Raw genomic sequence first — 23,556 nt, forward strand, 5'->3', positions numbered from 1 at the left:
TTTTTTGGTGGAATTACATCTGAAAGTTCAGACAAAAAATGGGCTTTTTTGTCTCCGGCAGAGGTTGTCTGGTTTGCTGATAAATTGAAATTTGCCTTAATGCCAACCTCCCTGGGAAAAGAGAGGTCGCCAATTCAAAGTTTCTACAGGCAAGTTGCTGTAAAGCATAAAGGGTGGTTCTCGTAAAGCAGTTTAAATTTAATTGGAATTTAAACGTCTCCGACGTTGTTTTGCGATTGCTAATTTTGTATGTATGTTTATGGGGTTAACAATACGCTGGAAGGGACTGGGCAGGAGCTCGGCATTCCGGAAAGGCAACTTTTTAACAGGATTTTATAATTTAATCAGCGCTGTCGGGTTGCTCTGCCCAGCCCCTCAGCTCGGTCGATAAGTGGACCGTGAGCTCCGCTGCGCTACGCACACGGTCCACTTATCGCGGCTGTCGAGTTCCTCCAACGTCCTTGACAGGTTCCGCTCACGCTCCACCTATCAAGGGCGTTCGAGCCGACTGCGATTCTCGACACTGAATGAAAAAAAACCGCCTTTTTCATTCAGTGCCTGCGATTCTCGCGGCTCAACAGCCGGCGTTAGCCAGAAGGAGGAATACATGGATCGTGACCTTGAAAATGAAAAGAAGGATCTTTTGAAAAAGATAGACATATCCATTGATCCAAAAGCGCGAAAGATTCTCGATAGCATTAATATAAACAAGCCATACCCAATAATTACAGTTGTCATGTCAACGGAGGGGACTACAAATGCCAGCACGAAATGAAATCCAAGAGGCAATACTTCGTCGGAAAGGAACTGCTCAAGATGATGTCCGACGTGACTATCTTAAGAAACTTACGGAGTTGACAGGGCGAGATACTATTTTATATGCATCAGCTTTCGCTTCACCGAAATCTCCTCAAATCCCAGGAATAGCCTTTTCTATCACGTCTGACGATATTCAAGGATTTATGTCTGCCATGCATGGACTCAAAGGAGACAAACTTGATATTATTCTTCATAGTCCAGGTGGCTCTATGGAGGCAGCAGACCAAATTGTGCAATATCTACGTCGTAAATATAATCACATACGCGCTATTATCCCACAGAATGCGATGTCAGCTGCAACTATGATTTCTTGTGCATGTGATTCAATAGTAATGGGCAAACATTCTGCTCTTGGTCCAATCGATCCACAGGTCTCGTTTCCTACTGCAACGGGAATATTTACTTCCCCTGCTCAAGCCATTTTAGATGAGTTCGACCAAGCAAAATCAGAAATAAAAAACGACCAAAGCACAATTCCGCTTTGGGCATCGAAAATACAAGCATATCCTCATGGTTTCTTACAAATGTGTCAAACGACATTGAAGCTTTCTAAGGAAAAAGTTGAAGAATGGCTTAAGCAGTACATGTTTAAAGGTGAAGAGAACGCAGAGCAGACAGCTAAAAAGATAGCACAATGGCTTGGAAATGCGAAGGAACACAAAACTCATGGCAGACCAATAGGCATCGAACAGGCCATTTCCCACGGTCTCAAAATTGAGAAATTGGAAGACAATCAAGATTTTCAGGAAGCAGTGTTATCAGTATTTCATGCCACAGTTGTAACTTTTCAAGTTACTGAATGTGTGAAGATGGTTGAGAACCAAAATGGCAGGGGAGTATACAGTCAAATTCAGATTCAAGCAATTCCTGTTCCTACGCGAGGGGCAGCTGGCTAACAAATCACTGCACTGGATTTTTACTCCGCTGCGCTCCGTAAAAACCAGTGAGTTCAAGCGTTAAATGTAGGAAGAAATAACTATAACTCATGGATTTCATTTATCCAGACATAGAATGGTACACAGGAATTAGTGAACAGAAGAGAGTACAACCCCGCTGTCCTTATGCCAATGTTCATCGTTGCTACCGATACTATGCAAGCCTTTATATGCTTGGAGAAGCAAGCATAACAACAAAAATGAGCCATGAGAAAATCAAAGAATTAGAGTCTCTATGGCATAATAGTGACCTGATTCCCGCAGTGGCTGAGCATGACACTGGCATTTCAGGGCCGGGCGATGAAAAGACTGGTTTCGATAATTTTTGTCCAGAAATAAGTTTTGATATCTTTGGTCTATTCGCAATATCTTTGCATAAATACGCGGATGAGATTGATATTGACACAGCCCATAGACGTTTATCTAAAGAAGCTTTCTCAAATGATTGGCGGTGGAGTTGGGCGAGTGTAATTCCTCTCCACTACCTTAAGTGTCCAGTATACTCACAGTTATTATCGAAACAAAATTCGTCATCAGAACCTTCCTGGGCAAATCATCACGAGCAGGATGTTATTGAAGTTAAGCCTGGGATCATGGGTATAAGCGTTAACATTATGTCCCTTTTTACGCGTATTTCAAAATGGTGGCTTTCCAAACACAAGTGAACGATCTATGGCATTTAACAAGGCAAATGCACTCGGACGGTTAAAAGCGGCGCGGCTTCCGCTACGCTACAGCCACCCCACTTTTAACCGCCGGTGATTTGCGACGATAAGTTGACCGTGAGCTCCGCTACGCTACGCACACGGTCAACTTATCGCCGGCTGTCGAGTTCCTCGAACGTCCTTGACAGGTTCCGCTCACGCTCCACCTATCAAGGGCGTTCGAGCCGACTGCGATTCTCGACACTGAATGAAAAAAAACCGCCTTTTTCATTCAGTGCCTGCGATTCTCGCGGCTCAACAGCCGGCGTTAGACAGAGGAGCAAGAAAACTTGATATTGACCAAAGGAGTAAATTTTGCCTTACTAAGCATGCTTTTTGCGGGCATTAACGACGTAATTTTTAAAAAATATGCCGTTAAAAACCGATCTAGAGGTATGTATATTCTAGGCGTTGGTTTTACATGGGCAATGCTGCAAATTTTATACTCATCGTTCTCCAAAATTTCATTCAGCTTTGATATTCTAACAATCCAATATGGGGTGTTGGCAGGCGTCATTTTGGCGGCAGCTAACATTTCATTAATTGAGGGTCTTACTCACATCGACGTGAGTCTTGGGTCCACCGTATACCGTCTGAACACCATTGGGGTAGTTATTCTATCTTTTGTATTCTTAAGTGAAAGCATTGAACTCTATAAACTAACTGGAATTACGTTTGGCGTCATTTCCGTATTGCTTTTGTATAAAAGCAGTAACGGCAAAACAGCCAATCATACAACAAAAATATTCTTTTGGTTGGTAGTATTTGTATCGTTACTTCGAGCAGCATACGGTATTGTAACCAAAATTGGTCTCCTTGCGTCAGCAGATAAAAACGCAATCATCTTGTTGGCTGCACTCTGCTGGATTGTTGGCGGAGCATTCTACGCTAAATATGTAGAAAAACGCTTTATTATAACCAAAAAGAAGGCTCTTTATTCCTTAATATCTGGTGTTCTTGTATTTTGCATTGTGAATTTTCTAATTCTTGGTCTTAAAGTTGCGCAAGCTAGTGTTGTAGTGCCAATTGCAAATATGAGTTTCATTATTGCTCTGCTCCTTTCTGTTCTAATGGGAACTGAAAGGATGGATTTAAAAAAAATAGTCGCTACAGCCTTTGCGGTCGGTTCGATATTATTGCTTTCAAGTGTCTAACAATCGCATTAACTTGACCGCAAGAAGCGGTTTTGATTGCATATTTTTTTGGTGGGCGGCAAGTTATGCAAAACGTTATGCACATGAAAAATATTACGATTTGAATACAAAGGGATATGGAAAAATTAGCTCTCTTAACAGCTCTTCTTTCTTGCGTAATCGCTCTAATTTCTGCCAATTATGCAAGAAAATCCCGTGATATTGCAAACAAAGCAAATGATATCTCCATATACCATGACCTAAAGCCTGCACGGTTGGCTGTTTACAATTGGGGTGTCTAAATCCCCATAATTAGCTTGCTCAGGATTTGGCCCCCCCTTCAGAATATAAGTTATGTATGTCAATTTGCTCCATTTATAAACAAAGCATTAACATGTTGATAATACCCATTATTTATATTTGAATGTGGTCAAACAAATGCTTATTAAGCTGCGGCACGGTTATTATATTCAGCATTATTGGGCGCATAAGGTTGTTTTGTAAACTTATTTACGGGCCCACCTAATTGTTCAAAATTTGCTGTAATATCAGTTACATCTTTTGATTTTTCATCATTTTTTGGCACCGGTAGAAGAGTTAAACCACAGTCAAACTCAGTTGACAAACTATCTGTAAGGCTTCCGGGGGTTGGTAAAATTTTTCGGCGCTGCCGAGTTAAAGACAACAACTTATTTTCAACTTCCTGTTGTTCCTTTACTGTAACGCCCATTGCCATCCGAACGGATTCTCTATTCACAGATCCGCAAAAAGCCGGTAAACGAAGTGCAATTCGGTTTGCATCTTTTACTTCTCCTGTACCATGTGTTTTACCAAGTCCAAACAGGGATTCAATATTATCAGAACAAATAGGCATTCCAGTATTGCCCATGCCCAATGATTCAGCGACTATTAATTGTTTTTCCATCCAGGTAATAAAACCGATACGTACTTGAGAGCTTTGAGGGATATTTTTTAAAAGTTCTTTGCACTCTTTGTAGGTTTTCATATTCAAGCCTTGAGCTTTAAGAATTTCCTGGCTTTTTAAAAGAGGAGATGCATCACGAAGAAATCGCTTGATAAACTGTTTATATTCAGGAAGTTTACCAAGATAATTCCTAAGTTTTGAAACTACAGAGTCCTTTGAAACTCGCCCCCGTGGTGAGTGCTTAAGAACCATTTCAGCCCATTTCACCATTCGATGAATATTCATGAATCGAGCTTTTGTCGAAACCTTTGGGGGTGCAAAAAATGCAAGTACTGTTTGCTTAAATTTTTTTGAGGCTTGTCCGCAAGCAGAGATAAAACAGTCATACGAAGGATGTTTTGTATATTCTTTTTTTAATAGATTGGCAACAACTAAGGTACTCCCCATTGTCAAGACAAAAAACAAGGTTTTTTAAGGTGCGCTTTTGAGCTATAAATAATCCTGAAAATTAAAAAAATAATAGTAAATAAAAAAAATATGTTTCTGTTTATCATAAAAATGTTCATAAACAACTTAACTAATTGATTTAATAAATAATAATACCATTCTAAAATGTTCATAACTTATTGATAAAATGTTTATAACTTTTTTGTATCTCATTAACATACTGTTAAAATTCAATATTAATATGTTTATAACTTATGCCGCACGTTGAATAGGGCATTCACCAAAATATATTATTTTTACAACCTCACATTGATCACCATTGCTGATAAATCTTGCCTGTTACTTCCTTTAATTTGTCCGATCTTAACTATCAATTTCGTAATCATCCGGCAAATTCAAAAAATCTTTTTTCGCCAATTGACTCTCAATTAAATAACCAATTTGACCATTCCTCTTGAGCTGTGAAATCATCCACTGTGGTAATCTAATTGTCACAAGCTCTCGTTTCAAATGGTCTGGTTTCTTTTTTCGACCAGCCCCTGCACGTTTTCCTCCTCTCATTTTTTTACCTCCAAAACATATAGTATGTTGAATTAAGTGCAACGCTATTCAAAAAATCATCCTAAAAATACGCTATATATTTGATTAGCGTTATGCAATATTCAAACAAACTCTACTACCAACTGATTATGTGTTGGATAGTACGCTTTTATCTTGTTTGCAGCAGGAAACATTTTTTATAATATCAATACGACTTAATGGTATTCTAATTAATTATACAAAGTGGTTCTGAAATTACCCTGGAAAAGTTTTAAAATATATCTCTGCCGGGGTCTGGTAATCCAAAGATTGATGGAGTCGTTCATTATTGTAAAAGCCAAAATATTCTCCAATGTTTTGAATAGCCTCCCTGACGGTCTCATAATTGTGAAGATAAACACGTTCATATTTCACGGTACGCCAAAGGCGCTCTACGAAAATGTTATCCAGAGCACGGCCCCGGCCGTCCATGCTGATCTTCACATCGGCTTTTTTTAAAACGCCGGTAAAGGCATCACTGGTAAACTGACTGCCTTGATCCGTGTTAAAAATCTTAGGTTTTGCAATTTTTAAGGCACCCTGTAAGGCTTTTATACAAAAATCCTTATCCAATGTGGTTGAAAATTCGTAGCTCAGGACATACCGACTAAACCAGTCTATCACTGCTACAAGATAGATAAAACCTGAATTCAAACGGATATAGGTAATATCCGTTGACCACACCTGGTCAACTTGCTCAATGGAAACGCCTCGCAGCAAGTATGGATAAATTTTATGCTCTTTTGATGCTTTGCTCAAATTTGGTTTTGGATATATAGCTTCAAGTCCCATAAGCCGCATCAAACGTCTTATTCGTTTAGGATTAACAGTGTGCCCTTGTCGCTTTAATACGGCCGTCATTTTTTCAACACCGTAGAACGGATATCGGGTATATTCTTCGTCTATCAATCGCATGAGAGCCAGGTTATAGCTCTCATCTTTGCAGGATTGATAGTAATAGGTTGATCTGTTTATTCCCAAAAGATCACACTGGCGCATTACCGGTATCAAAGAATGATTCGGCTCAATGTATTGACGCTTTATATCAATTGAGAAGGTTAGATTTTTTTTTTAGCCAGTCCAATTCGACCTTTAATTGGCCGATTTGTTGGTAAAGCTCCGCCTGGAATTCTTCAGCGTCTTTTTCTTTTTTTTGACGCTTTTTTGAAAATATATCGGGCAATTCTTCTAATAGACGCTTTCGCCATTGATTTATTTGATTTGAATGAACTCCATATTCACTAGATAGTTGAGAAATCGTCTTTTCCTTTTTAACCGTTTCAAGCGCTACTTTAGCTTTGAATGATGCACTGTAATTTTTTCGAATTTTACCCATTAATGAGCCTCCTTTTTGTTGATCAGGATATACTCATTTTACACCTTAAACAACTGTCCAGTTTTTGGGGAGTATTATACTCCTCAATAAGAATGAATCTTGGAAAAAAGAATTAAGTAAAAAAGAACAAACCATTTTATCATCCTCAGGTGTAAGGATTGTAAAATATAAAACATACTTTCCATCATATTTTCGTTATATAATTAACGATATTACAATGCTTCCATTTTTCATTTTACAACTTCTAAACAGACAAAATTCATCCAGTATGGTTATCTACTGTGAGTTATCGTTACAAGCACATGAAACCTAACAAGGCAAATGCACTCGGACGGCAAAAAGCGCCGCTCGTTCCTCGCTCTGTTTTTTGCCGCCGGTGATTTGCGACGTTGGAAGGCTATAACTGAAATATCGGAGATAATAAATGAAACAATTCCTTATACTCATTGAAGACGATTTTGAAATAATGGGAAATGGACTAGGTAATGTTGCTGATTTACAATATTTGCCAGCATTAGCTCTAATGAACATTGCTGATAAATATAATGCAAAAATAACATTCATGGTTGATGTCGCTCAACAATTAGCCTTCAAGGCAAATTCGGAAATTCCAGAAATTCGAGTCCAGAGTACCCTATGGGATGAAACAGTTCTTCTATTGAAGGAAAGAGGCCATGATGTACAACTCCATCTTCATCCGCAATGGATCAATGCAACCTATGAAAGTGGATATTTCTGTTTAAACGACAATTGGAATATCGGGCGTTATGATCCAGCCATACAGCACAAGTTAATCGTAGACTCAGTAGAGTATTTAACCTCATTATTATGCAAAGAGTTTCCCGAATACAAAGTTTGTGCGTTTAAGGCTGGGGCATGGGGTCTTCAGCCTTCAGCAAACCTACAAGCTGAATTTGAAAAAATTGGTATTCACATTATCCTGGGTGTAAGGGATGGATTGAAGGTGTTGACTCAAGGCATTGACTATACAGACTTAGAAGAGAAGCAACTCCCTTATTATCCAGACGCAGATGACATTACCAGAGTAGCTGAAAATGTAAGGAATTTGGTAGTAATCCCTTTACAACCTTATGCTCCCGATTTGATAACTTTCTCAAAGTACATTTTAAATCAGGTGGTTACTAAATTTCGTTACAAAAACAATTTGTCTTATTACTATACTCACCCTATACCTCGCAATATTAAGACTCTCAATCCCTTAAAAGATAAAAAGCTATTTACTATAGGAACACGCCCCTATTGTACTCACCTAAAGATTGGGAACCAGCCCTATTCATACTTAAAATCATCATTTGATGCCGTTATCAATAAACTCGAACAATATGATATTGAGAGAATACCAATTGTTATAGAAAGTCACACAAAGCAGTATCACAACCATTATAGAGATGTAGAGAAATTCATTGCTTACATAGCAGAAAAGTATGAACCAAAGGCAGAATTTGGTTGTTTTTCCAGTTTCAGTCAAGAACTTCTAAAAAACCCGCATTTTGCGAGGTCCAAAAATGGTAATTGCTAAAAATCAACTTTTAGGTTTTGAAGCAGAGACAGAGGAGTTGAATTGGATGCTTGCTGATGTCACTAGTGAGGTGTGTAATAAGTATATCCCTAAATTTTCAGATATTCTTGACAAGAAACAAATACATTGGGATGAGATTAAATACTTATTCAAAAAAGATTTCAGGAAGTTTGATAAATTGCTTTTCAACCTTCACTTCAAAAGGAACAAAAATTTTTCAGAGTTGCAGCGAGAGAGGATTTTGATTTTTTTATCAATTGGATATTTAAACTCAAAGGATGTTCGTTACTTTAATGAGTTCCTTCATTTCTATAAAAAAACAGACAATAACAAAAAGTATTGGTTGTTGATGGTAAAAACTTTCTTTGATAATCTTACAGAAAGTAATCACCATCCATTTCCGCTTTGCGATAATCAAGAAATTGAAAGCTTCATGCATAAGATTAAGAATAATATAGAGTTGTCTAGAAATAAAAAGGTTGATACATCGCTACGAGTGGGATTATTGGGGAGCCCAACATTTTTTAAGAAAATTCGAGATCATTTAATATCCAACGGATTTGATGTCCGATGCTACTTTATTCCATACCATACAAACAGAAAAATAAATTTCCTATTGAAGAACAGGTTTTTATTCCGGCTTCTTTGTTTGTCTAAAAGAATAAATTTCAGATTCTTACAGCTTGATTTTAGCTACAAGGATCCCCGAATAGGTGAGCAATTAAAAAAAGATAAACTAGATATAGGGTTTCACAAACTAGGTTTTATTATAAAAAAGAACATAATAGAACAGTTTAAGATCGGAATTATAAATGACCACTGGGCAATCCTTCCATACATTCGCGGCCGTTCAACGATTGAATACTCATTACTCTTTGGTATCCCAGTTGTTGCCACGGCGCATATTGTAGAAGAAGGTGTAGACAGTGGCGATATTGTAAGTTTTTACAGGTATGATAATGTCAAAAATAAATATTCAAAAATAAGCCAAATTCGCAATCATATTCGGCGTGAAATGGAATTCCGAGCAATTGATGCAATTGAGATTCTATCTAGGAATAAAGGACCAATAGCTCAAAACAGACCGGAGAAAGGGTTGATGTTTTATTCAATGCATCCTCTTTTGAAAAAATTTATAGAAAATAACGTGTTGAAAAAAAATTGTTTAATCAAATACCGCCTTCCAACAATCGGCTGCAAGGGACGGCAAACAGCGCTACGGTTTTTCCAGGCCAGTGCCCCGCATGAAGTCTGGCGTTTTTTTCAGGTTGGTTGCTTCGCTTGTTTGCCGCCCCTGAGCCGTGTCGTTAGTTGCCTTGAGCATATCGGAGATGTAAATGAATGAGATAGATGTTTTTAACAAGCTAGTATCAAATCTTACAGAGCGTAAAAGTGTTGCTGCTTTAAGCAATTATTCCAGGTAGGAGCATCGGTTACCCGACGCCCCCCCTACAGACCCGTACGTGAAGATTTCCCTCATACGGTTCCTCGGTTCAAATCCTTTTTACCGGATTATCAACCAAACAGGCGACACCCCGTTTGGCGTATAACTTTGCAGCCCTTACGGCATCAAATATTATGGACTATTCTGGGTAATGGCAGTGGGTATGTTGTGCGCAAGTCCTCGAACATTACTTCGCCCTTGTGACTTCTTCGGCTTAACCATCGACGCCATGCTTTCTCAGTATATTCAAACACAACTTCCAGCACTTTGTAGTTACTTATTACTCCAAAGTACTGGTAAAAACCTCGCAGTTTACTGCAAAGAATCTCATACTGCTCGGCCATTGGCTTATGACGGTTATCCTTGCACCATATCCATATTCTCTTCATAAAACGGCTTGAACGCTTTCTTGCCGTCTTTTTCTTTATTACCATGTACCCTTTTAATGATTTTGACCAGTAAAATGTAAACCCTAAAAAATCAAACGTCCCGTTTCCCTTTCCGCTAATGCGTTTGGAAAATCGAATCAGTTTTGTCTTTTCCGGGTGAAGTGACAGCTCGAACTGTTCGAACCGCCTGGGTAATACATCCATGACACGCAATGCGTCTTTTTCATACTCGAACCCGAGGATGAAATCATCCGCCCAGCGTATGATGGAGCATCTCCCTTTCATCCGGGGGATCACTTCTTTCACGTACCAGTCATCTAAAACATAATGAAGAAAGATATTACTGAGCACAGGGGAAATTACTCCTCCCTGTGGAGTGCCCGTTTCAGAGTACGTCAGGTTGCCTTCCTCCATTACGCCTGCATTCAACCACTTCCCTATCAGGCGAATCATTCCGCCGTCACTTACTCTCCGACGTATCATGTCTTTAAGTAACTCGTGATTAATATTGTCAAATAGTCCTGTAATATCTGCGCTTACTATCCAGCTGATATTCTGCTTCAAGCATTGCTCACGTAAATCTTTGATTGCCATGTGTTGGCTCCGACCTTTTCTGAATGCATGGGAAAAATTGTAAAAATTCCTGTCAAATATGACATTCAATATGGCTGCTGCTGCTTTCTGGACAATTTTATCCTCAAGTACAGGTATGCCAATTGGACGCTTTTTCCCTCCTTCCTTGTCTATCCAGATACGCTTTACAGGGTGTCCTTTCGGCAAGCGTGCATAGCGCAAAAAAAAATTTGGCGTAGGTAAGCAGTCAGCGGTTAGGTGCCTGTTTTTTGCAGGCACCCGGCTGATCAATCAGGATGGAAATATTAAAAAGTGATTTTATGCTTCAGGATTGTCCGGTTCAATCAGTGCGGATTTATAATTCCACGGCATCCATTTATCTGGGGATTCTGACAACTCAGAGGCATGTTCCAGCAGTGCTGTCAGGTAATCAAAAGGATTGGTACCGGATAAATTACAGGTATGAATCAGACTCATGAACAGATCACCTACCATGGCACCATGCTCAGTTTTATAAAACAGAGCATTCTTGCGATGCAGAACGACCTTTTTCAAAGCCTGTTCGCAAATATTGTTGTCCAAAGGTACACCTGGTTCCCTGAGAAAAAGGGTCAACGCCTCCCAATGTTTGAGCATGTAGCCAATAGCCTGGCCCAGCCCGCTGTTGGGCTCCACCAAATGTTGGTCTATTTGTTTGTGAAACCAGGTGTTGAGCTTTTTCATCAGCGGACCGCTGTTGTCCTGATGAAACCGTAGCCGTTCTTCAGCTTCCATGTTCTGTTCTTTGGTAATCTTATCATTTTTATATACCTCTGCGAGGATTTCGAGTACATAACTGCACTCTTCCGGGAAGCTTTGCAGTACGTCAACAAACTGTCTTCGTCCATGTGTAAGACAATTTGCCAGCAGAGTTTCGAATTCTTTGGGAACATTTCTGGACAGAGCATCACACATCTGAATGGGTGGGCTCAGACCAATACGACGCTTAAGTAAATCCATCAAGTTTTCTCCGGCATGCTGACGGCCGGTAAAAAACAGTGCAATTTTATGATCATCGGTTTTTGACAGTATACCCGTGGTAAATATACCTTTACGTTCCGGGTTATTTTCTTTGTTTTCCTTCATCAGGGACAAAACCTTCATAGTGGTGTCATCATTATGAATGATATCGCCCTGAGCGCCCTGACGGATAAATTCCTGATAAATCGGAGTAAGTTCCATTGCCATTTGATCGACAATCTCGAACTGTGTCGATGCAGGCAATGGTATGCCAAGACTTTGCTGAAGATCTTTAAGTCTGTTAAATGGCATACCGGTACCATATTTCAAAAGAGCAATCATGGCCTTGGCTTTTGCATCATATTTGTCTTCACCCACATTTTCAGGTGTCGATGCGGTGAAAATTGCTCCACAGAGATTACAGCGTAAACGCTGCATTTCATAGACAGTTCCACTTAATGGAGCGTTTCCGGTGATGCGTATGATTCGCTGCGGCTCCTTTAATTCATATACCTTGCCCTTTAAACATTCAGGGCAGTTGTCTCCAGGTTTAAGAGTATCATGGAAGACTCTGACTTTTTTTGCCCCGGTATAATTTTTAGCAGGTTTGCGGCCATGACCTTTTTTAGCTTTAACAGAATTCTTCTTTTTTGGGTGAGCCTTTGTTTTTCCAGTTTTTTCGGTAGTTAAGGTACTCCCCATTGTCAAGACAAAAAACAAGGTTTTTTAAGGTGCGCTTTTGAGCTATAAATAATCCTGAAAATTAAAAAAATAATAGTACTCAAGTTTTCGAAAAATAATAGTAGACAAAATTAACAAAACGTGTCAAAATAGTTTGGTTCATTTTTTTTCTCACATATACATCAAGGAGAACAAATGAAAATTCCATGTGCCAAACGGCTTGGTTTTGTTGTAAGTGGTCTCTCTTTTCTTCAACCCGCACTGACGAATGCCCAGATGTATGACTTTACCTTGGTTGCTACAGCATTAATATTAGGGTCACGTCTACATCTTACTGAAATTAGCTGTATGTTGCTGAAAGAGAAAGCAGTGAGCACACTTTCCTATCTTTTTTCGAATGCAAAAATTTGTACAGATGAATTGCAAATGCTCTATTTGCTTCAGACACTCAACACATACAAAATTTCTCATGGCTATTTCATCATAGATGATACCATGAAACATCATACCAAATTTTGTAAATGGATTCATGGTGTTTTCATATTGTTCGATCATGCACTTGGAACCAATTTAAAAGCAACTTGCATTGTTTTCCTCTATTATAGTGATGGGGCACTTATCAAATTCCCCATTGCTTTTCGAGTATATCACAAGGGAACCGGTACTCTTATGCCTTGGCAACGCGGTAAACGGTGTGACTGCATAACCAAATATGATCTTGCAGTAGAAATGATGGAGTGGGCCATATTAAAAGGGTTTCCAAAGTGTATTGTTCTTGCCGACTCCTGGTTTGGAATATCGCCATTTATCAAGGAGCTTAATCGGCTTAATCTTGACTATGTGCTTGAGATAAAAGCTAATCTCAAGATAAGAGAATCATGCAAAGAACCAAAGTTAACTCCAAAGGGACGATTAGCAAAATATCAATACGATCTTGTTGGATTAGCAAAATATTTTGAAAAAATAACAACCTTTGTTCGTTGTGGATTTCCTGCCGACCCGGAAACAGGTCAAAAGGAAAAAGCACTTTACATAACCAAGGCTTCAACAGTTCGCTTGAATGCCATACCTGGCAAACATCGAATAGTTGAAAGTCACGACCCTGCCACTCAAACCATCAAGTATCTCCTCACCAATTGTCTCACCTGGGAAGCCACCAAAATCATTTCTGTTTATAGCCACCGCTGGGTTATTGAGGAGTTTTTCAAGAATGCAAAGCAGTTGTCCGATATGGAGGGAGCCACTATCAGGAGTGAACAAGGCGCAACACTAGCGTTGTACCTGGTGTCCTGGATTGACTTCCTCCTCCATTTGGAGAATTACAAGCAATGCACTGTTGGAAAACTGCCAAAGGAACCATTAACGATTCCTTCAATAGTTCGCCGAGCGCAAAACGAAAATTTGGAAGCGTTTGTCTTGCGAGTACAATCCGATGAGGATTTCGTTAACAAACTGGTTGAATTCAGCAGGGCTAACATGAACCGCAATCGTAAGAAATACAAAGAGTTAGTTGTTATTAATGGGGATGTTGCTGCTCCTATGAAAAAGGCCGCATAGCAAAAAATATGCCAGATGTCAATTTTTACAGGAACTATTTTTCGAAAACTTGAGATAGTAAATAAAAAAAATATGTTTCTGTTTATCATAAAAATGTTCATAAACAACTTAACTAATTGATTTAATAAATAATAATACCATTCTAAAATGTTCATAACTTATTGATAAAATGTTTATAACTTTTTTGTATCTCATTAACATACTGTTAAAATTCAATATTAATATGTTTATAACTTATGCCGCACGTTGAATAGGGCATTCACCAAAATATATTATTTTTACAACCTCACATTGATCACCATTGCTGATAAATCTTGCCTGTTACTTCCTTTAATTTGTCCGATCTTAACTATCAATTTCGTAATCATCCGGCAAATTCAAAAAATCTTTTTTCGCCAATTGACTCTCAATTAAATAACCAATTTGACCATTCCTCTTGAGCTGTGAAATCATCCACTGTGGTAATCTAATTGTCACAAGCTCTCGTTTCAAATGGTCTGGTTTCTTTTTTCGACCAGCCCCTGCACGTTTTCCTCCTCTCATTTTTTTACCTCCAAAACATATAGTATGTTGAATTAAGTGCAACGCTATTCAAAAAATCATCCTAAAAATACGCTATATATTTGATTAGCGTTATGCAATATTCAAACAAACTCTACTACCAACTGATTATGTGTTGGATAGTACGCTTTTATCTTGTTTGCAGCAGGAAACATTTTTTATAATATCAATACGACTTAATGGTATTCTAATTAATTATACAAAGTGGTTCTGAAATTACCCTGGAAAAGTTTTAAAATATATCTCTGCCGGGGTCTGGTAATCCAAAGATTGATGGAGTCGTTCATTATTGTAAAAGCCAAAATATTCTCCAATGTTTTGAATAGCCTCCCTGACGGTCTCATAATTGTGAAGATAAACACGTTCATATTTCACGGTACGCCAAAGGCGCTCTACGAAAATGTTATCCAGAGCACGGCCCCGGCCGTCCATGCTGATCTTCACATCGGCTTTTTTTAAAACGCCGGTAAAGGCATCACTGGTAAACTGACTGCCTTGATCCGTGTTAAAAATCTTAGGTTTTGCAATTTTTAAGGCACCCTGTAAGGCTTTTATACAAAAATCCTTATCCAATGTGGTTGAAAATTCGTAGCTCAGGACATACCGACTAAACCAGTCTATCACTGCTACAAGATAGATAAAACCTGAATTCAAACGGATATAGGTAATATCCGTTGACCACACCTGGTCAACTTGCTCAATGGAAACGCCTCGCAGCAAGTATGGATAAATTTTATGCTCTTTTGATGCTTTGCTCAAATTTGGTTTTGGATATATAGCTTCAAGTCCCATAAGCCGCATCAAACGTCTTATTCGTTTAGGATTAACAGTGTGCCCTTGTCGCTTTAATACGGCCGTCATTTTTTCAACACCGTAGAACGGATATCGGGTATATTCTTCGTCTATCAATCGCATGAGAGCCAGGTTATAGCTCTCATCTTTGCAGGATTGATAGTAATAGGTTGATCTGTTTATTCCCAAAAGATCACACTGGCGCATTACCGGTATCAAAGAATGATTCGGCTCAATGTATTGACGCTTTATATCAATTGAGAAGGTTAGATTTTTTTTTTAGCCAGTCCAATTCGACCTTTAATTGGCCGATTTGCTGGTAAAGCTCCGCCTGGAATTCTTCAGCGTCTTTTTCTTTTTTTTGACGCTTTTTTGAAAATATATCGGGCAATTCTTCTAATAGACGCTTTCGCCATTGATTTATTTGATTTGAATGAACTCCATATTCACTAGATAGTTGAGAAATCGTCTTTTCCTTTTTAACCGTTTCAAGCGCTACTTTAGCTTTGAATGATGCACTGTAATTTTTTCGAATTTTACCCATTGATGAGCCTCCTTTTTGTTGATCAGGATATACTCATTTTACACCTTAAACAACTGTCCAGTTTTTGGGGAGTATTATAGTGTCCCCCCGTAAAAGGCTGCGAAAATTTTTGGCTAATGGATATCCCCAAACAGCCTTTATAGATCGGTTCGGTTTAAATGTCTGATCATTTTTACCCCTGCCGGTGGTGTCTCCAAGATACTTCCAGTTCGCAGCCTTGTAACAGGTACCGGCAAAACGGGTTTTGTCCACAAAAGTTTCAAGGTACCAGATGGGATGATTGTAGATTTTACGCCAATCCAGGGCCAAGATTTTTATCATGTGACCAAGAAGATGGGAGGCCAGATGTGGTACGCGCACCCATGGTAGAATTAAAAATCGTGTATTATACGCCAAAAGGTGCAGATTTTTTTTACGCGTCTTCGCATCCCAGCCGATAAACCTGTCCCTGCAGCCTATATGCCTCGCTGCAGAAGACCAGGCAAAACATGCTATTGGCCGCCCATCAGTATAAACGATGTATTTCAGCTGTTCGCCCACTGGATGGCAGTAACCCAGATAATGGTAATACTCGATCAGGCTGTTGAACATTTTTTCATGCGGGCTTCTGCGTACCTGGCAAAATTCAAGCGGCCGTATTTTGGCTAATTTTGTTTCCAGTAAAGTTTGATTGATCTGAATTTTTTTAGGTTTTCTACGTTCTACAAATGGATTATGGGGATTACATTTTTTGTCCGGCAGACGTATGAATCCTGCACGGTGCAGTTCTAACATCATACCCCGACAGACCATATCACGCAATGCCCCATTGGCCTGGACCCAATTCCAGGCTATGCACAGTTTTCTGGAAAGCGCCCGGCGGCTGGCATCCGGATTTTGAGCAATAAGCTCCTTGATAAAAATAATATCTTTGTCAGTAACGACTCTGCCTCTATACGTAAACATGGGCATCAAATATCACATTTTTTACTGGAACGTAAGTCATTAAATATTTTTTTTTATTTTTTTACAGGAATTGGCCGCCACAATGGTGCAACATGAGCCTTTACAGGATTACCGTTCCAGATCAGAAGCTGCAGTTCATGAACGGCCAGAGGCCTGACCGCCTCACCGGATTTGTTTGGCCACCAGTTGAAACGTCCCTTAGACAGCCTTTTCTGACACATCCAGAATCCTTGGCCATCATACATAATGATCTTTATGGCAGTTGCCTTTTTATTACGAAAAATAAAAACATACCCTGAAAATGGATCGGAGCGCAGCACCTGCCGACAAACAGCATTTAGACCGTCGATACCTTTTCTGAAATCCACCGGGTCTATGGCCAGCAGGATACGCATTTGCGGAGTTATCTGAATCATGGCTGACTCCAAAACTGTTGGGTTATATTGATCAAGTCAGAACTGTCCGCAATTTGCATTGTCATCCTGGCACCGTTCTGATGTTGCATCTCGATAATGCCCTTGAAAGGCAAAGGGGCTTGGGCTACATCAAGTTCGATGAAAGATGCCGTCGGCACGGACGGATTTGGTGATATATTCTGGACGTAATGCTTTAGCTTGGTATGGTTGAGGCTCAAGGCTTTTGATATACGGTGCAGAGAATAGGCAGGGTATAACGAGGCAGCGGCTTCCCATAATGCTTCCGGAATGGCTTTACCTCTATCCCGGCTGTTACGCCATTGTTTAAATTTTTCCCGTACTTCATCCAGACTGTACTCGCCTGAAGGCTGCATAAGATTCATCGGTCATCCTCCTTATATAATATTACGTGATTTGAATGACCGATACTACCTTATTTGAATTTGTTTTTCATGCACGCTTGCCGAAAGGACACTGTCTATCCAGATACGCTTTACAGGAGACGCAACGTACTGTCCTCTCCGCAGTCGTTCATACAGATTATAGAGGTTTTGATCAAGATTTTCGGCATACTCCTTTGCCGTAACCTTGTCCACTCCTGCAGATTTGCTTTTCCGAATTTTACGAAAGGATTGTTTCAGTAAATCAAAGTCTATCCGATGGACTACTGATGTAAATACCAGTTCAGGATTACTTTGAGCAAGCAGCTCGATTTTGATAAGGGATGACCCACCTGTTAACACCGGTGGTTGTCCCCATTCTATCGGTCTGGAATTGCAAGCGACCGTTCTTGCAATTTCTCGGCTTTTTGTTGATATGGTTTGTGACATCTGTGTATCTCCCATAATTCCTGCCAAAAAAACGTTATACCCTGCTTCACCTTCCCTGCAGTGGGTCGCTTGGGCATCACTTCCCCACCTTTCCGATCAAGATAGTTCAATTCTTAATCATCGGTACTATGATCTGCTAAGACTTCCGAATGTTTATCTCAGGTTCGTTCGCTCTTCGCTATCCTCCCCTGATACCTTGTATCGCCCATCTTTTAATGTTTGTGTTTCTGCCAATGGCAGACTCGTTGCAAGGCGGGACATTCCTATGCAACGCCGGGATTTCGCTTGCGCTGGATTTCCTGTTACCGTTCTTTTTACCCAAGGAAACATCCGGGTCTCCCAAGTTCCCGAGCTACCCCTTTGAGTACATGCCCTGGTCTAAGACCCCGGTGGTGTCCTGAATACTTGCCTTAGCATATTCAGGACTGCTGCCTTCCGCTGTCTCCAAAGCGTCGGCTTTTTCCTGCAAGCAGGATTATCACAATGACCACAACCATACATTTTTCGGGGCTCAATACAGAGCCTGCAATCTTGCTCCGTCCAGCTCCAGACTCCCGTTACCGGGTTTACCTGTGGACTTCGCTACTGACCTGCTGGTTAGTCTTTAGTCAGGTGGGACTATCTTAACATCAATGCCAGAGCAAGCCCTGCAGAGATGAAGGAAACAAACCGTTTCCCGAGCACCCACTTGGTAACAATATCGAGTTTCAAAGACCTTGTGTCTTATCCCAACGATTCGGATTTATCTTGGCACGAGAAGCGTTTGGTTGGCAGCACTGGGGGGGGGGCTGATTGGTCGGAATTACTTGGTAAATATAAGTACCGTGCCTCAAAAATAAGACATTATTTCCTTTGTAGGCAATGTACAAGTTCCCAAACTTCCCATAGTTCCATTATTTACAGTGGGCTTCGCACACCTACTCTTTAAAAAAGTCCACTTCCTTATTGGTGGTTCCCGTTACTTACGAACACACCCAAAAATTTGCCGGAGCAGCGAAACTATCAGGCGTCTGGCGGCGAGTCGCATCAGCCGCATAGAAGCAACGTCAGGAACTTAGGCAGCAGACTGCCGTCTGAGTGTGTTCCCTACACGATTACTAAAAGGGTTAATCTTTTAAAAACTGAAACTTTTGAAAACCTCGTCAGGCCCCCGAGTCGGGTGGAACGTCTTTGCAAAATTTTTCTAAGGATCGATTATCAGAAACCCACAGTTATTAGATTTCTTTTCACAACCTTAAGGCCTATCTATTACTCTTGACTGCCTTTCTTCAATATTGTTTGTTGTTATGAATCTTTCTCCGATTCATTCCTTTTTCTAAGAGTTTCTTTGGCAGTAATTGAAATTGATGGATTTTGATGCTCTGAAAGTATTTTCAAAAATGAAACTGGGGTCCATTCATTGTCAGCTAAAACCAAATCAGCTTGGAAACAATCCATTTCGAGAAGATTTTCACATAGCCAGTCCATTTCACAAATATCAAATTCATAGGCAAATTCGTCAATATCTCTTGCAATTTGTGATAAAATCTGAGGATCTCCGAAATGAATTAGATAATCCAACTTAGATAAATTCAAATTGGAGATAAACAGGTCGTGTGTTACAAAATCCTCTATTTTAGACAAAATAAGACTATTCCCCATTTCAATTACGGTAGGCAAATGATTAGCAACAGCTTCTGTCATGAATGTTAAACTATTTGACAATTTTGTTAATGTTTTTTCATCAGAAATGTCAATCAAAGATTCGAGGTTCTCCTGAGATATGTATGTCAAAAAATATTCATTTTCTAATAATTCATTAAATACATTTTTTGAATTGTCCATCAAGAGATTGTAGTATGTTTCATCATCAAGGTTATGTTTACTGGCAATTATTCTTCTTATTCTTGCAGATGGAGATTTAGCTAATTCTTCAAAAATGATTGAGTTCTCCTCGGTATCAGGTAATGCCTTAATTATAGCTTCTAAGGATTTTTGATCTAAATCAAATTCACAATCATCTATCAGTAGTTGGACTCTCACAATTTTTCGTGTCCTTTCGGCAAGCGTGCATGAAAAACAAATTCAAATAAGGTAGTATCGGTCATTCAAATCACGTAATATTATATAAGGAGGATGACCGATGAATCTTATGCAGCCTTCAGGCGAGTACAGTCTGGATGAAGTACGGGAAAAATTTAAACAATGGCGTAACAGCCGGGATAGAGGTAAAGCCATTCCGGAAGCATTATGGGAAGCCGCTGCCTCGTTATACCCTGCCTATTCTCTGCACCGTATATCAAAAGCCTTGAGCCTCAACCATACCAAGCTAAAGCATTACGTCCAGAATATATCACCAAATCCGTCCGTGCCGACGGCATCTTTCATCGAACTTGATGTAGCCCAAGCCCCTTTGCCTTTCAAGGGCATTATCGAGATGCAACATCAGAACGGTGCCAGGATGACAATGCAAATTGCGGACAGTTCTGACTTGATCAATATAACCCAACAGTTTTGGAGTCAGCCATGATTCAGATAACTCCGCAAATGCGTATCCTGCTGGCCATAGACCCGGTGGATTTCAGAAAAGGTATCGACGGTCTAAATGCTGTTTGTCGGCAGGTGCTGCGCTCCGATCCATTTTCAGGGTATGTTTTTATTTTTCGTAATAAAAAGGCAACTGCCATAAAGATCATTATGTATGATGGCCAAGGATTCTGGATGTGTCAGAAAAGGCTGTCTAAGGGACGTTTCAACTGGTGGCCAAACAAATCCGGTGAGGCGGTCAGGCCTCTGGCCGTTCATGAACTGCAGCTTCTGATCTGGAACGGTAATCCGTGTCCTTTCGGCAAGCGTGCATAGCGCAAAAAAAAATTTAGCGTAGGTAAGCAGTCAGCAGTTAGGTGCCTGTTTTTTTGCAGGCACCCGGCTGATTAATCAGGATGGAAATATTAAAAAGTGATTTTATGCTTCAGGATTGTCCGGTTCAATCAGTGCGGATTTATAATTCCACGGCATCCATTTGTCTGGGGATTCTGACAACTCAGAGGCATGTTCCAGCAGTGCTGTCAGGTAATCAAAAGGATTGGTACCGGATAAATTACAGGTATGAATCAGACTCATGAACAGATCACCTACCATGGCACCATGCTCAGTTTTATAAAACAGAGCATTCTTGCGATGCAGAACGACCTTTTTCAAAGCCTGTTCGCAAATATTGTTGTCCAAAGGTACACCTGGTTCCCTGAGAAAAAGGGTCAACGCCTCCCAATGTTTGAGCATGTAGCCAATAGCCTGGCCCAGCCCGCTGTTGGGCTCCACCAAATGTTGGTCTATTTGTTTGTGAAACCAGGTGTTGAGCTTTTTCATCAGCGGACCGCTGTTGTCCTGATGAAACCGCAGCCGTTCTTCAGCTTCCATGTTCTGTTCTTTGGTAATCTTATCATTTTTATATACCTCTGCGAGGATTTCGAGTACATAACTGCACTCTTCCGGGAAGCTTTGCAGTACGTCAACAAACTGTCTTCGTCCATGTGTAAGACAATTTGCCAGCAGAGTTTCGAATTCTTTGGGAACATTTCTGGACAGAGCATCACACATCTGAATGGGTGGGCTCAGACCAATACGACGCTTAAGTAAATCCATCAAGTTTTCTCCGGCATGCTGACGGCCGGTAAAAAACAGTGCAATTTTATGATCATCGGTTTTTGACAGTATACCCGTGGTAAATATACCTTTACGTTCCGGGTTATTTTCTTTGTTTTCCTTCATCAGGGACAAAACCTTCATAGTGGTGTCATCATTATGAATGATATCGCCCTGAGCGCCCTGACGGATAAATTCCTGATAAATCGGAGTAAGTTCCATTGCCATTTGATCGACAATCTCGAACTGTGTCGATGCAGGCAATGGTATGCCAAGACTTTGCTGAAGATCTTTAAGTCTGTTAAATGGCATACCGGTACCATATTTCAAAAGAGCAATCATGGCCTTGGCTTTTGCATCATATTTGTCTTCACCCACATTTTCAGGTGTCGATGCGGTGAAAATTGCTCCACAGAGATTACAGCGTAAACGCTGCATTTCATAGACAGTTCCACTTAATGGAGCGTTTCCGGTGATGCGTATGATTCGCTGCGGCTCCTTTAATTCATATACCTTGCCCTTTAAACATTCAGGGCAGTTGTCTCCAGGTTTAAGAGTATCATGGAAGACTCTGACTTTTTTTGCCCCGGTATAATCTTTAGCAGGTTTGCGGCCATGACCTTTTTTAGCTTTAACAGAATTCTTCTTTTTTGGGTGAGCCTTTGTTTTTCCAGTTTTTTCGGTAGTTGCACCAAACAGCATGCGCAACAGCCGTCGTATGGAGGCGGCTTTATTGTCCACACACTGACTTAAAAGGTAGATAGTGTCAGCCATAGCCTTGATGAGTTCATAGTCCTCAGGTGGCAACAGTTCTTTAACACGCTTTAAAAGAGCATCTAACTGCTTGACGTCCAGGTCTATACGTTCCGGGGTCTTCACTGTGTGTCCCCCCGTAAAAGGCTGCGAAAATTTTTGGCTAATGGATATCCCCAAACAGCCTTTATAGATCGGTTCGGTTTAAATGTTTGATCATTTTTACCCCTGCCGGTGGTGTCTCCAAGATACTTCCAGTTCGCAGCCTTGTAACAGGTACCGGCAAAACGGGTTTTGTCCACAAAAGTTTCAAGGTACCAGATGGGATGATTGTAGATTTTACGCCAATCCAGGGCCAAGATTTTTATCATGTGACCAAGAAGATGGGAGGCCAGATGTGGTACGCGCACCCATGGTAGAATTAAAAATCGTGTATTATACGCCAAAAGGTGCAGATTTTTTTTACGCGTCTTCGCATCCCAGCCGATAAACCTGTCCCTGCAGCCTATATGCCTCGCTGCAGAAGACCAGGCAAAACATGCTATTGGCCGCCCATCAGTATAAACGATGTATTTCAGCTGTTCGCCCACTGGATGGCAGTAACCCAGATAATGGTAATACTCGATCAGGCTGTTGAACATTTTTTCATGCGGGCTTCTGCGTACCTGGCAAAATTCAAGCGGCCGTATTTTGGCTAATTTTGTTTCCAGTAAAGTTTGATTGATCTGAATTTTTTTAGGTTTTCTACGTTCTACAAATGGATTATGGGGATTACATTTTTTGTCCGGCAGACGTATGAATCCTGCACGGTGCAGTTCTAACATCATACCCCGACAGACCATATCACGCAATGCCCCATTGGCCTGGACCCAATTCCAGGCTATGCACAGTTTTCTGGAAAGCGCCCGGCGGCTGGCATCCGGATTTTGAGCAATAAGCTCCTTGATAAAAATAATATCTTTGTCAGTAACGACTCTGCCTCTATACGTAAACATGGGCATCAAATATCACATTTTTTACTGGAACGTAA

At 40.3% G+C, this 23,556-nt stretch carries 23 protein-coding genes; 9 read left to right on the forward strand and 14 right to left on the reverse strand.

Going from position 1 to position 23,556, the window contains the following annotated elements; translation table 11 throughout:
- Positions 1 to 607: 607 nt before the first annotated feature.
- The 4 genes from BuS5_RS03885 (at position 608) to BuS5_RS03900 (ending at position 3,612) form a co-directional block, all read left to right on the forward strand.
- Positions 608 to 775, forward strand: a complete 168-nt coding sequence (locus tag BuS5_RS03885) for a hypothetical protein (RefSeq protein WP_157487459.1) — start codon at positions 608 to 610, stop codon at positions 773 to 775.
- Positions 759 to 1,715, forward strand: coding sequence for an SDH family Clp fold serine proteinase (locus BuS5_RS03890; RefSeq protein ID WP_051375108.1), 957 nt, complete (start codon positions 759 to 761; stop codon positions 1,713 to 1,715). Before BuS5_RS03885 ends, BuS5_RS03890 begins: the two co-directional genes overlap by 17 nt.
- Before the next feature lie 209 nt (positions 1,716 to 1,924).
- Positions 1,925 to 2,419, forward strand: coding sequence for a hypothetical protein (locus BuS5_RS03895; RefSeq protein WP_157487458.1), 495 nt, complete (start codon positions 1,925 to 1,927; stop codon positions 2,417 to 2,419).
- A gap of 335 nt (positions 2,420 to 2,754) precedes the next feature.
- Positions 2,755 to 3,612 (forward strand): EamA family transporter, encoded by an 858-nt coding sequence (locus BuS5_RS03900; RefSeq protein ID WP_027354808.1) that lies wholly within the window; start codon positions 2,755 to 2,757, stop codon positions 3,610 to 3,612.
- A gap of 424 nt (positions 3,613 to 4,036) precedes the next feature.
- Here the strand turns inward: BuS5_RS03900 and BuS5_RS03905 are convergent, their stop codons facing one another.
- The 3 genes from BuS5_RS03905 to BuS5_RS03915 all read right to left on the reverse strand — a co-directional run bounded on the left by BuS5_RS03905 (position 4,037) and on the right by BuS5_RS03915 (position 6,878).
- A complete protein-coding gene (locus tag BuS5_RS03905) occupies positions 4,037 to 4,963 on the reverse strand; it encodes a hypothetical protein (protein WP_274428001.1) in 927 nt (308 codons plus the stop codon).
- Positions 4,964 to 5,326: 363 nt separating this feature from the next.
- Positions 5,327 to 5,524 (reverse strand): hypothetical protein, encoded by a 198-nt coding sequence (locus BuS5_RS03910; protein WP_274427654.1) that lies wholly within the window; start codon positions 5,522 to 5,524, stop codon positions 5,327 to 5,329.
- A gap of 234 nt (positions 5,525 to 5,758) precedes the next feature.
- Positions 5,759 to 6,878 (reverse strand): IS3 family transposase gene (locus BuS5_RS03915; protein WP_198028380.1). Its coding sequence is split into 2 segments (ribosomal slippage): positions 5,759 to 6,605 and positions 6,604 to 6,878, totalling 1,122 coding nucleotides; the frame shifts between segments, so codons are not numbered across the junction.
- Positions 6,879 to 7,302: 424 nt separating this feature from the next.
- Here BuS5_RS03915 and BuS5_RS03920 point away from each other — a divergent pair.
- Positions 7,303 to 8,418, forward strand: coding sequence for a hypothetical protein (locus BuS5_RS03920; RefSeq protein WP_027355081.1), 1,116 nt, complete (start codon positions 7,303 to 7,305; stop codon positions 8,416 to 8,418).
- Positions 8,405 to 9,763: a formyltransferase family protein gene (locus tag BuS5_RS03925; protein ID WP_027355082.1), complete on the forward strand. Its 1,359-nt coding sequence runs from the start codon at positions 8,405 to 8,407 to the stop codon at positions 9,761 to 9,763. The genes BuS5_RS03920 and BuS5_RS03925 overlap by 14 nt, the downstream gene beginning before the upstream one ends.
- Before the next feature lie 224 nt (positions 9,764 to 9,987).
- On the opposite strand, the gene ltrA is transcribed toward BuS5_RS03925, so the two are convergent.
- Both ltrA and tnpC (BuS5_RS03935) read right to left on the reverse strand, forming a co-directional pair.
- Entirely contained in the window at positions 9,988 to 11,031 is a 1,044-nt protein-coding gene (ltrA, locus tag BuS5_RS03930; protein ID WP_274428002.1) for a group II intron reverse transcriptase/maturase, read from the reverse strand.
- A gap of 111 nt (positions 11,032 to 11,142) precedes the next feature.
- Positions 11,143 to 12,525, reverse strand: a complete 1,383-nt coding sequence (gene tnpC / locus BuS5_RS03935) for an IS66 family transposase (protein WP_274428003.1) — start codon at positions 12,523 to 12,525, stop codon at positions 11,143 to 11,145.
- 174 nt (positions 12,526 to 12,699) lie between these two features.
- On the opposite strand from tnpC (BuS5_RS03935), the gene BuS5_RS03940 reads away from it, so the two are divergent.
- Positions 12,700 to 14,061: a transposase gene (locus BuS5_RS03940; protein ID WP_274427698.1), complete on the forward strand. Its 1,362-nt coding sequence runs from the start codon at positions 12,700 to 12,702 to the stop codon at positions 14,059 to 14,061.
- 345 nt (positions 14,062 to 14,406) lie between these two features.
- Here BuS5_RS03940 and BuS5_RS03945 read toward each other — a convergent pair whose 3' ends face one another.
- From BuS5_RS03945 to BuS5_RS03975, 7 genes are all read right to left on the reverse strand, one after another.
- Entirely contained in the window at positions 14,407 to 14,604 is a 198-nt protein-coding gene (locus BuS5_RS03945; protein ID WP_274427654.1) for a hypothetical protein, read from the reverse strand.
- Positions 14,605 to 14,838: 234 nt separating this feature from the next.
- Positions 14,839 to 15,958, reverse strand: a protein-coding gene (locus tag BuS5_RS03950) for an IS3 family transposase (protein ID WP_245266731.1) whose coding sequence is annotated in 2 segments (ribosomal slippage) — positions 14,839 to 15,684 and positions 15,686 to 15,958 — 1,119 coding nt in all. Because the reading frame shifts where the segments join, the coding sequence is not laid out codon by codon here.
- Positions 15,959 to 16,003: 45 nt separating this feature from the next.
- Positions 16,004 to 16,903, reverse strand: coding sequence for a DUF4338 domain-containing protein (locus BuS5_RS03955; RefSeq protein WP_274428004.1), 900 nt, complete (start codon positions 16,901 to 16,903; stop codon positions 16,004 to 16,006).
- A gap of 53 nt (positions 16,904 to 16,956) precedes the next feature.
- Positions 16,957 to 17,319, reverse strand: coding sequence for an IS66 family insertion sequence element accessory protein TnpB (gene tnpB, locus BuS5_RS03960; RefSeq protein ID WP_274427634.1), 363 nt, complete (start codon positions 17,317 to 17,319; stop codon positions 16,957 to 16,959).
- On the reverse strand, positions 17,316 to 17,702 hold the full coding sequence (locus BuS5_RS03965) for a hypothetical protein (RefSeq protein ID WP_274427635.1): 387 nt from the start codon (positions 17,700 to 17,702) through the stop codon (positions 17,316 to 17,318). Before BuS5_RS03965 ends, tnpB (BuS5_RS03960) begins: the two co-directional genes overlap by 4 nt.
- 45 nt (positions 17,703 to 17,747) lie before the next feature.
- A complete protein-coding gene (locus BuS5_RS03970) occupies positions 17,748 to 18,164 on the reverse strand; it encodes a hypothetical protein (RefSeq protein ID WP_274428005.1) in 417 nt (138 codons plus the stop codon).
- Between the two features lie 1,269 nt (positions 18,165 to 19,433).
- Positions 19,434 to 20,171 carry a hypothetical protein gene (locus BuS5_RS03975; protein WP_027355176.1) on the reverse strand — a complete coding sequence of 246 codons (738 nt, stop codon included), beginning with the start codon at positions 20,169 to 20,171 and terminating at the stop codon, positions 19,434 to 19,436.
- Between the two features lie 100 nt (positions 20,172 to 20,271).
- Between BuS5_RS03975 and BuS5_RS03980 the strand changes: the two genes are divergently transcribed.
- Positions 20,272 to 20,658, forward strand: coding sequence for a hypothetical protein (locus tag BuS5_RS03980; RefSeq protein ID WP_274427635.1), 387 nt, complete (start codon positions 20,272 to 20,274; stop codon positions 20,656 to 20,658).
- The gene (tnpB, locus tag BuS5_RS03985) at positions 20,655 to 20,990 is read left to right on the forward strand and encodes an IS66 family insertion sequence element accessory protein TnpB (RefSeq protein ID WP_274428006.1); all 336 of its coding nucleotides are present in this window, start codon (positions 20,655 to 20,657) and stop codon (positions 20,988 to 20,990) included. The genes BuS5_RS03980 and tnpB (BuS5_RS03985) overlap by 4 nt, the downstream gene beginning before the upstream one ends.
- Positions 20,991 to 21,092: 102 nt before the next feature.
- Here the strand turns inward: tnpB (BuS5_RS03985) and tnpC (BuS5_RS03990) are convergent, their stop codons facing one another.
- Both tnpC (BuS5_RS03990) and BuS5_RS03995 read right to left on the reverse strand, forming a co-directional pair.
- Entirely contained in the window at positions 21,093 to 22,652 is a 1,560-nt protein-coding gene (gene tnpC, locus BuS5_RS03990) for an IS66 family transposase (protein WP_274428007.1), read from the reverse strand.
- Complete coding sequence (locus BuS5_RS03995; protein WP_274427633.1) at positions 22,649 to 23,521, reverse strand: DUF4338 domain-containing protein; 873 nt, start codon at positions 23,519 to 23,521, stop codon at positions 22,649 to 22,651. Before BuS5_RS03995 ends, tnpC (BuS5_RS03990) begins: the two co-directional genes overlap by 4 nt.
- Positions 23,522 to 23,556 lie beyond the last annotated feature (35 nt).

The sequence above is a fragment of the Desulfosarcina sp. BuS5 genome (assembly GCF_028752835.1).
GTDB lineage: Bacteria > Desulfobacterota > Desulfobacteria > Desulfobacterales > BuS5 > BuS5.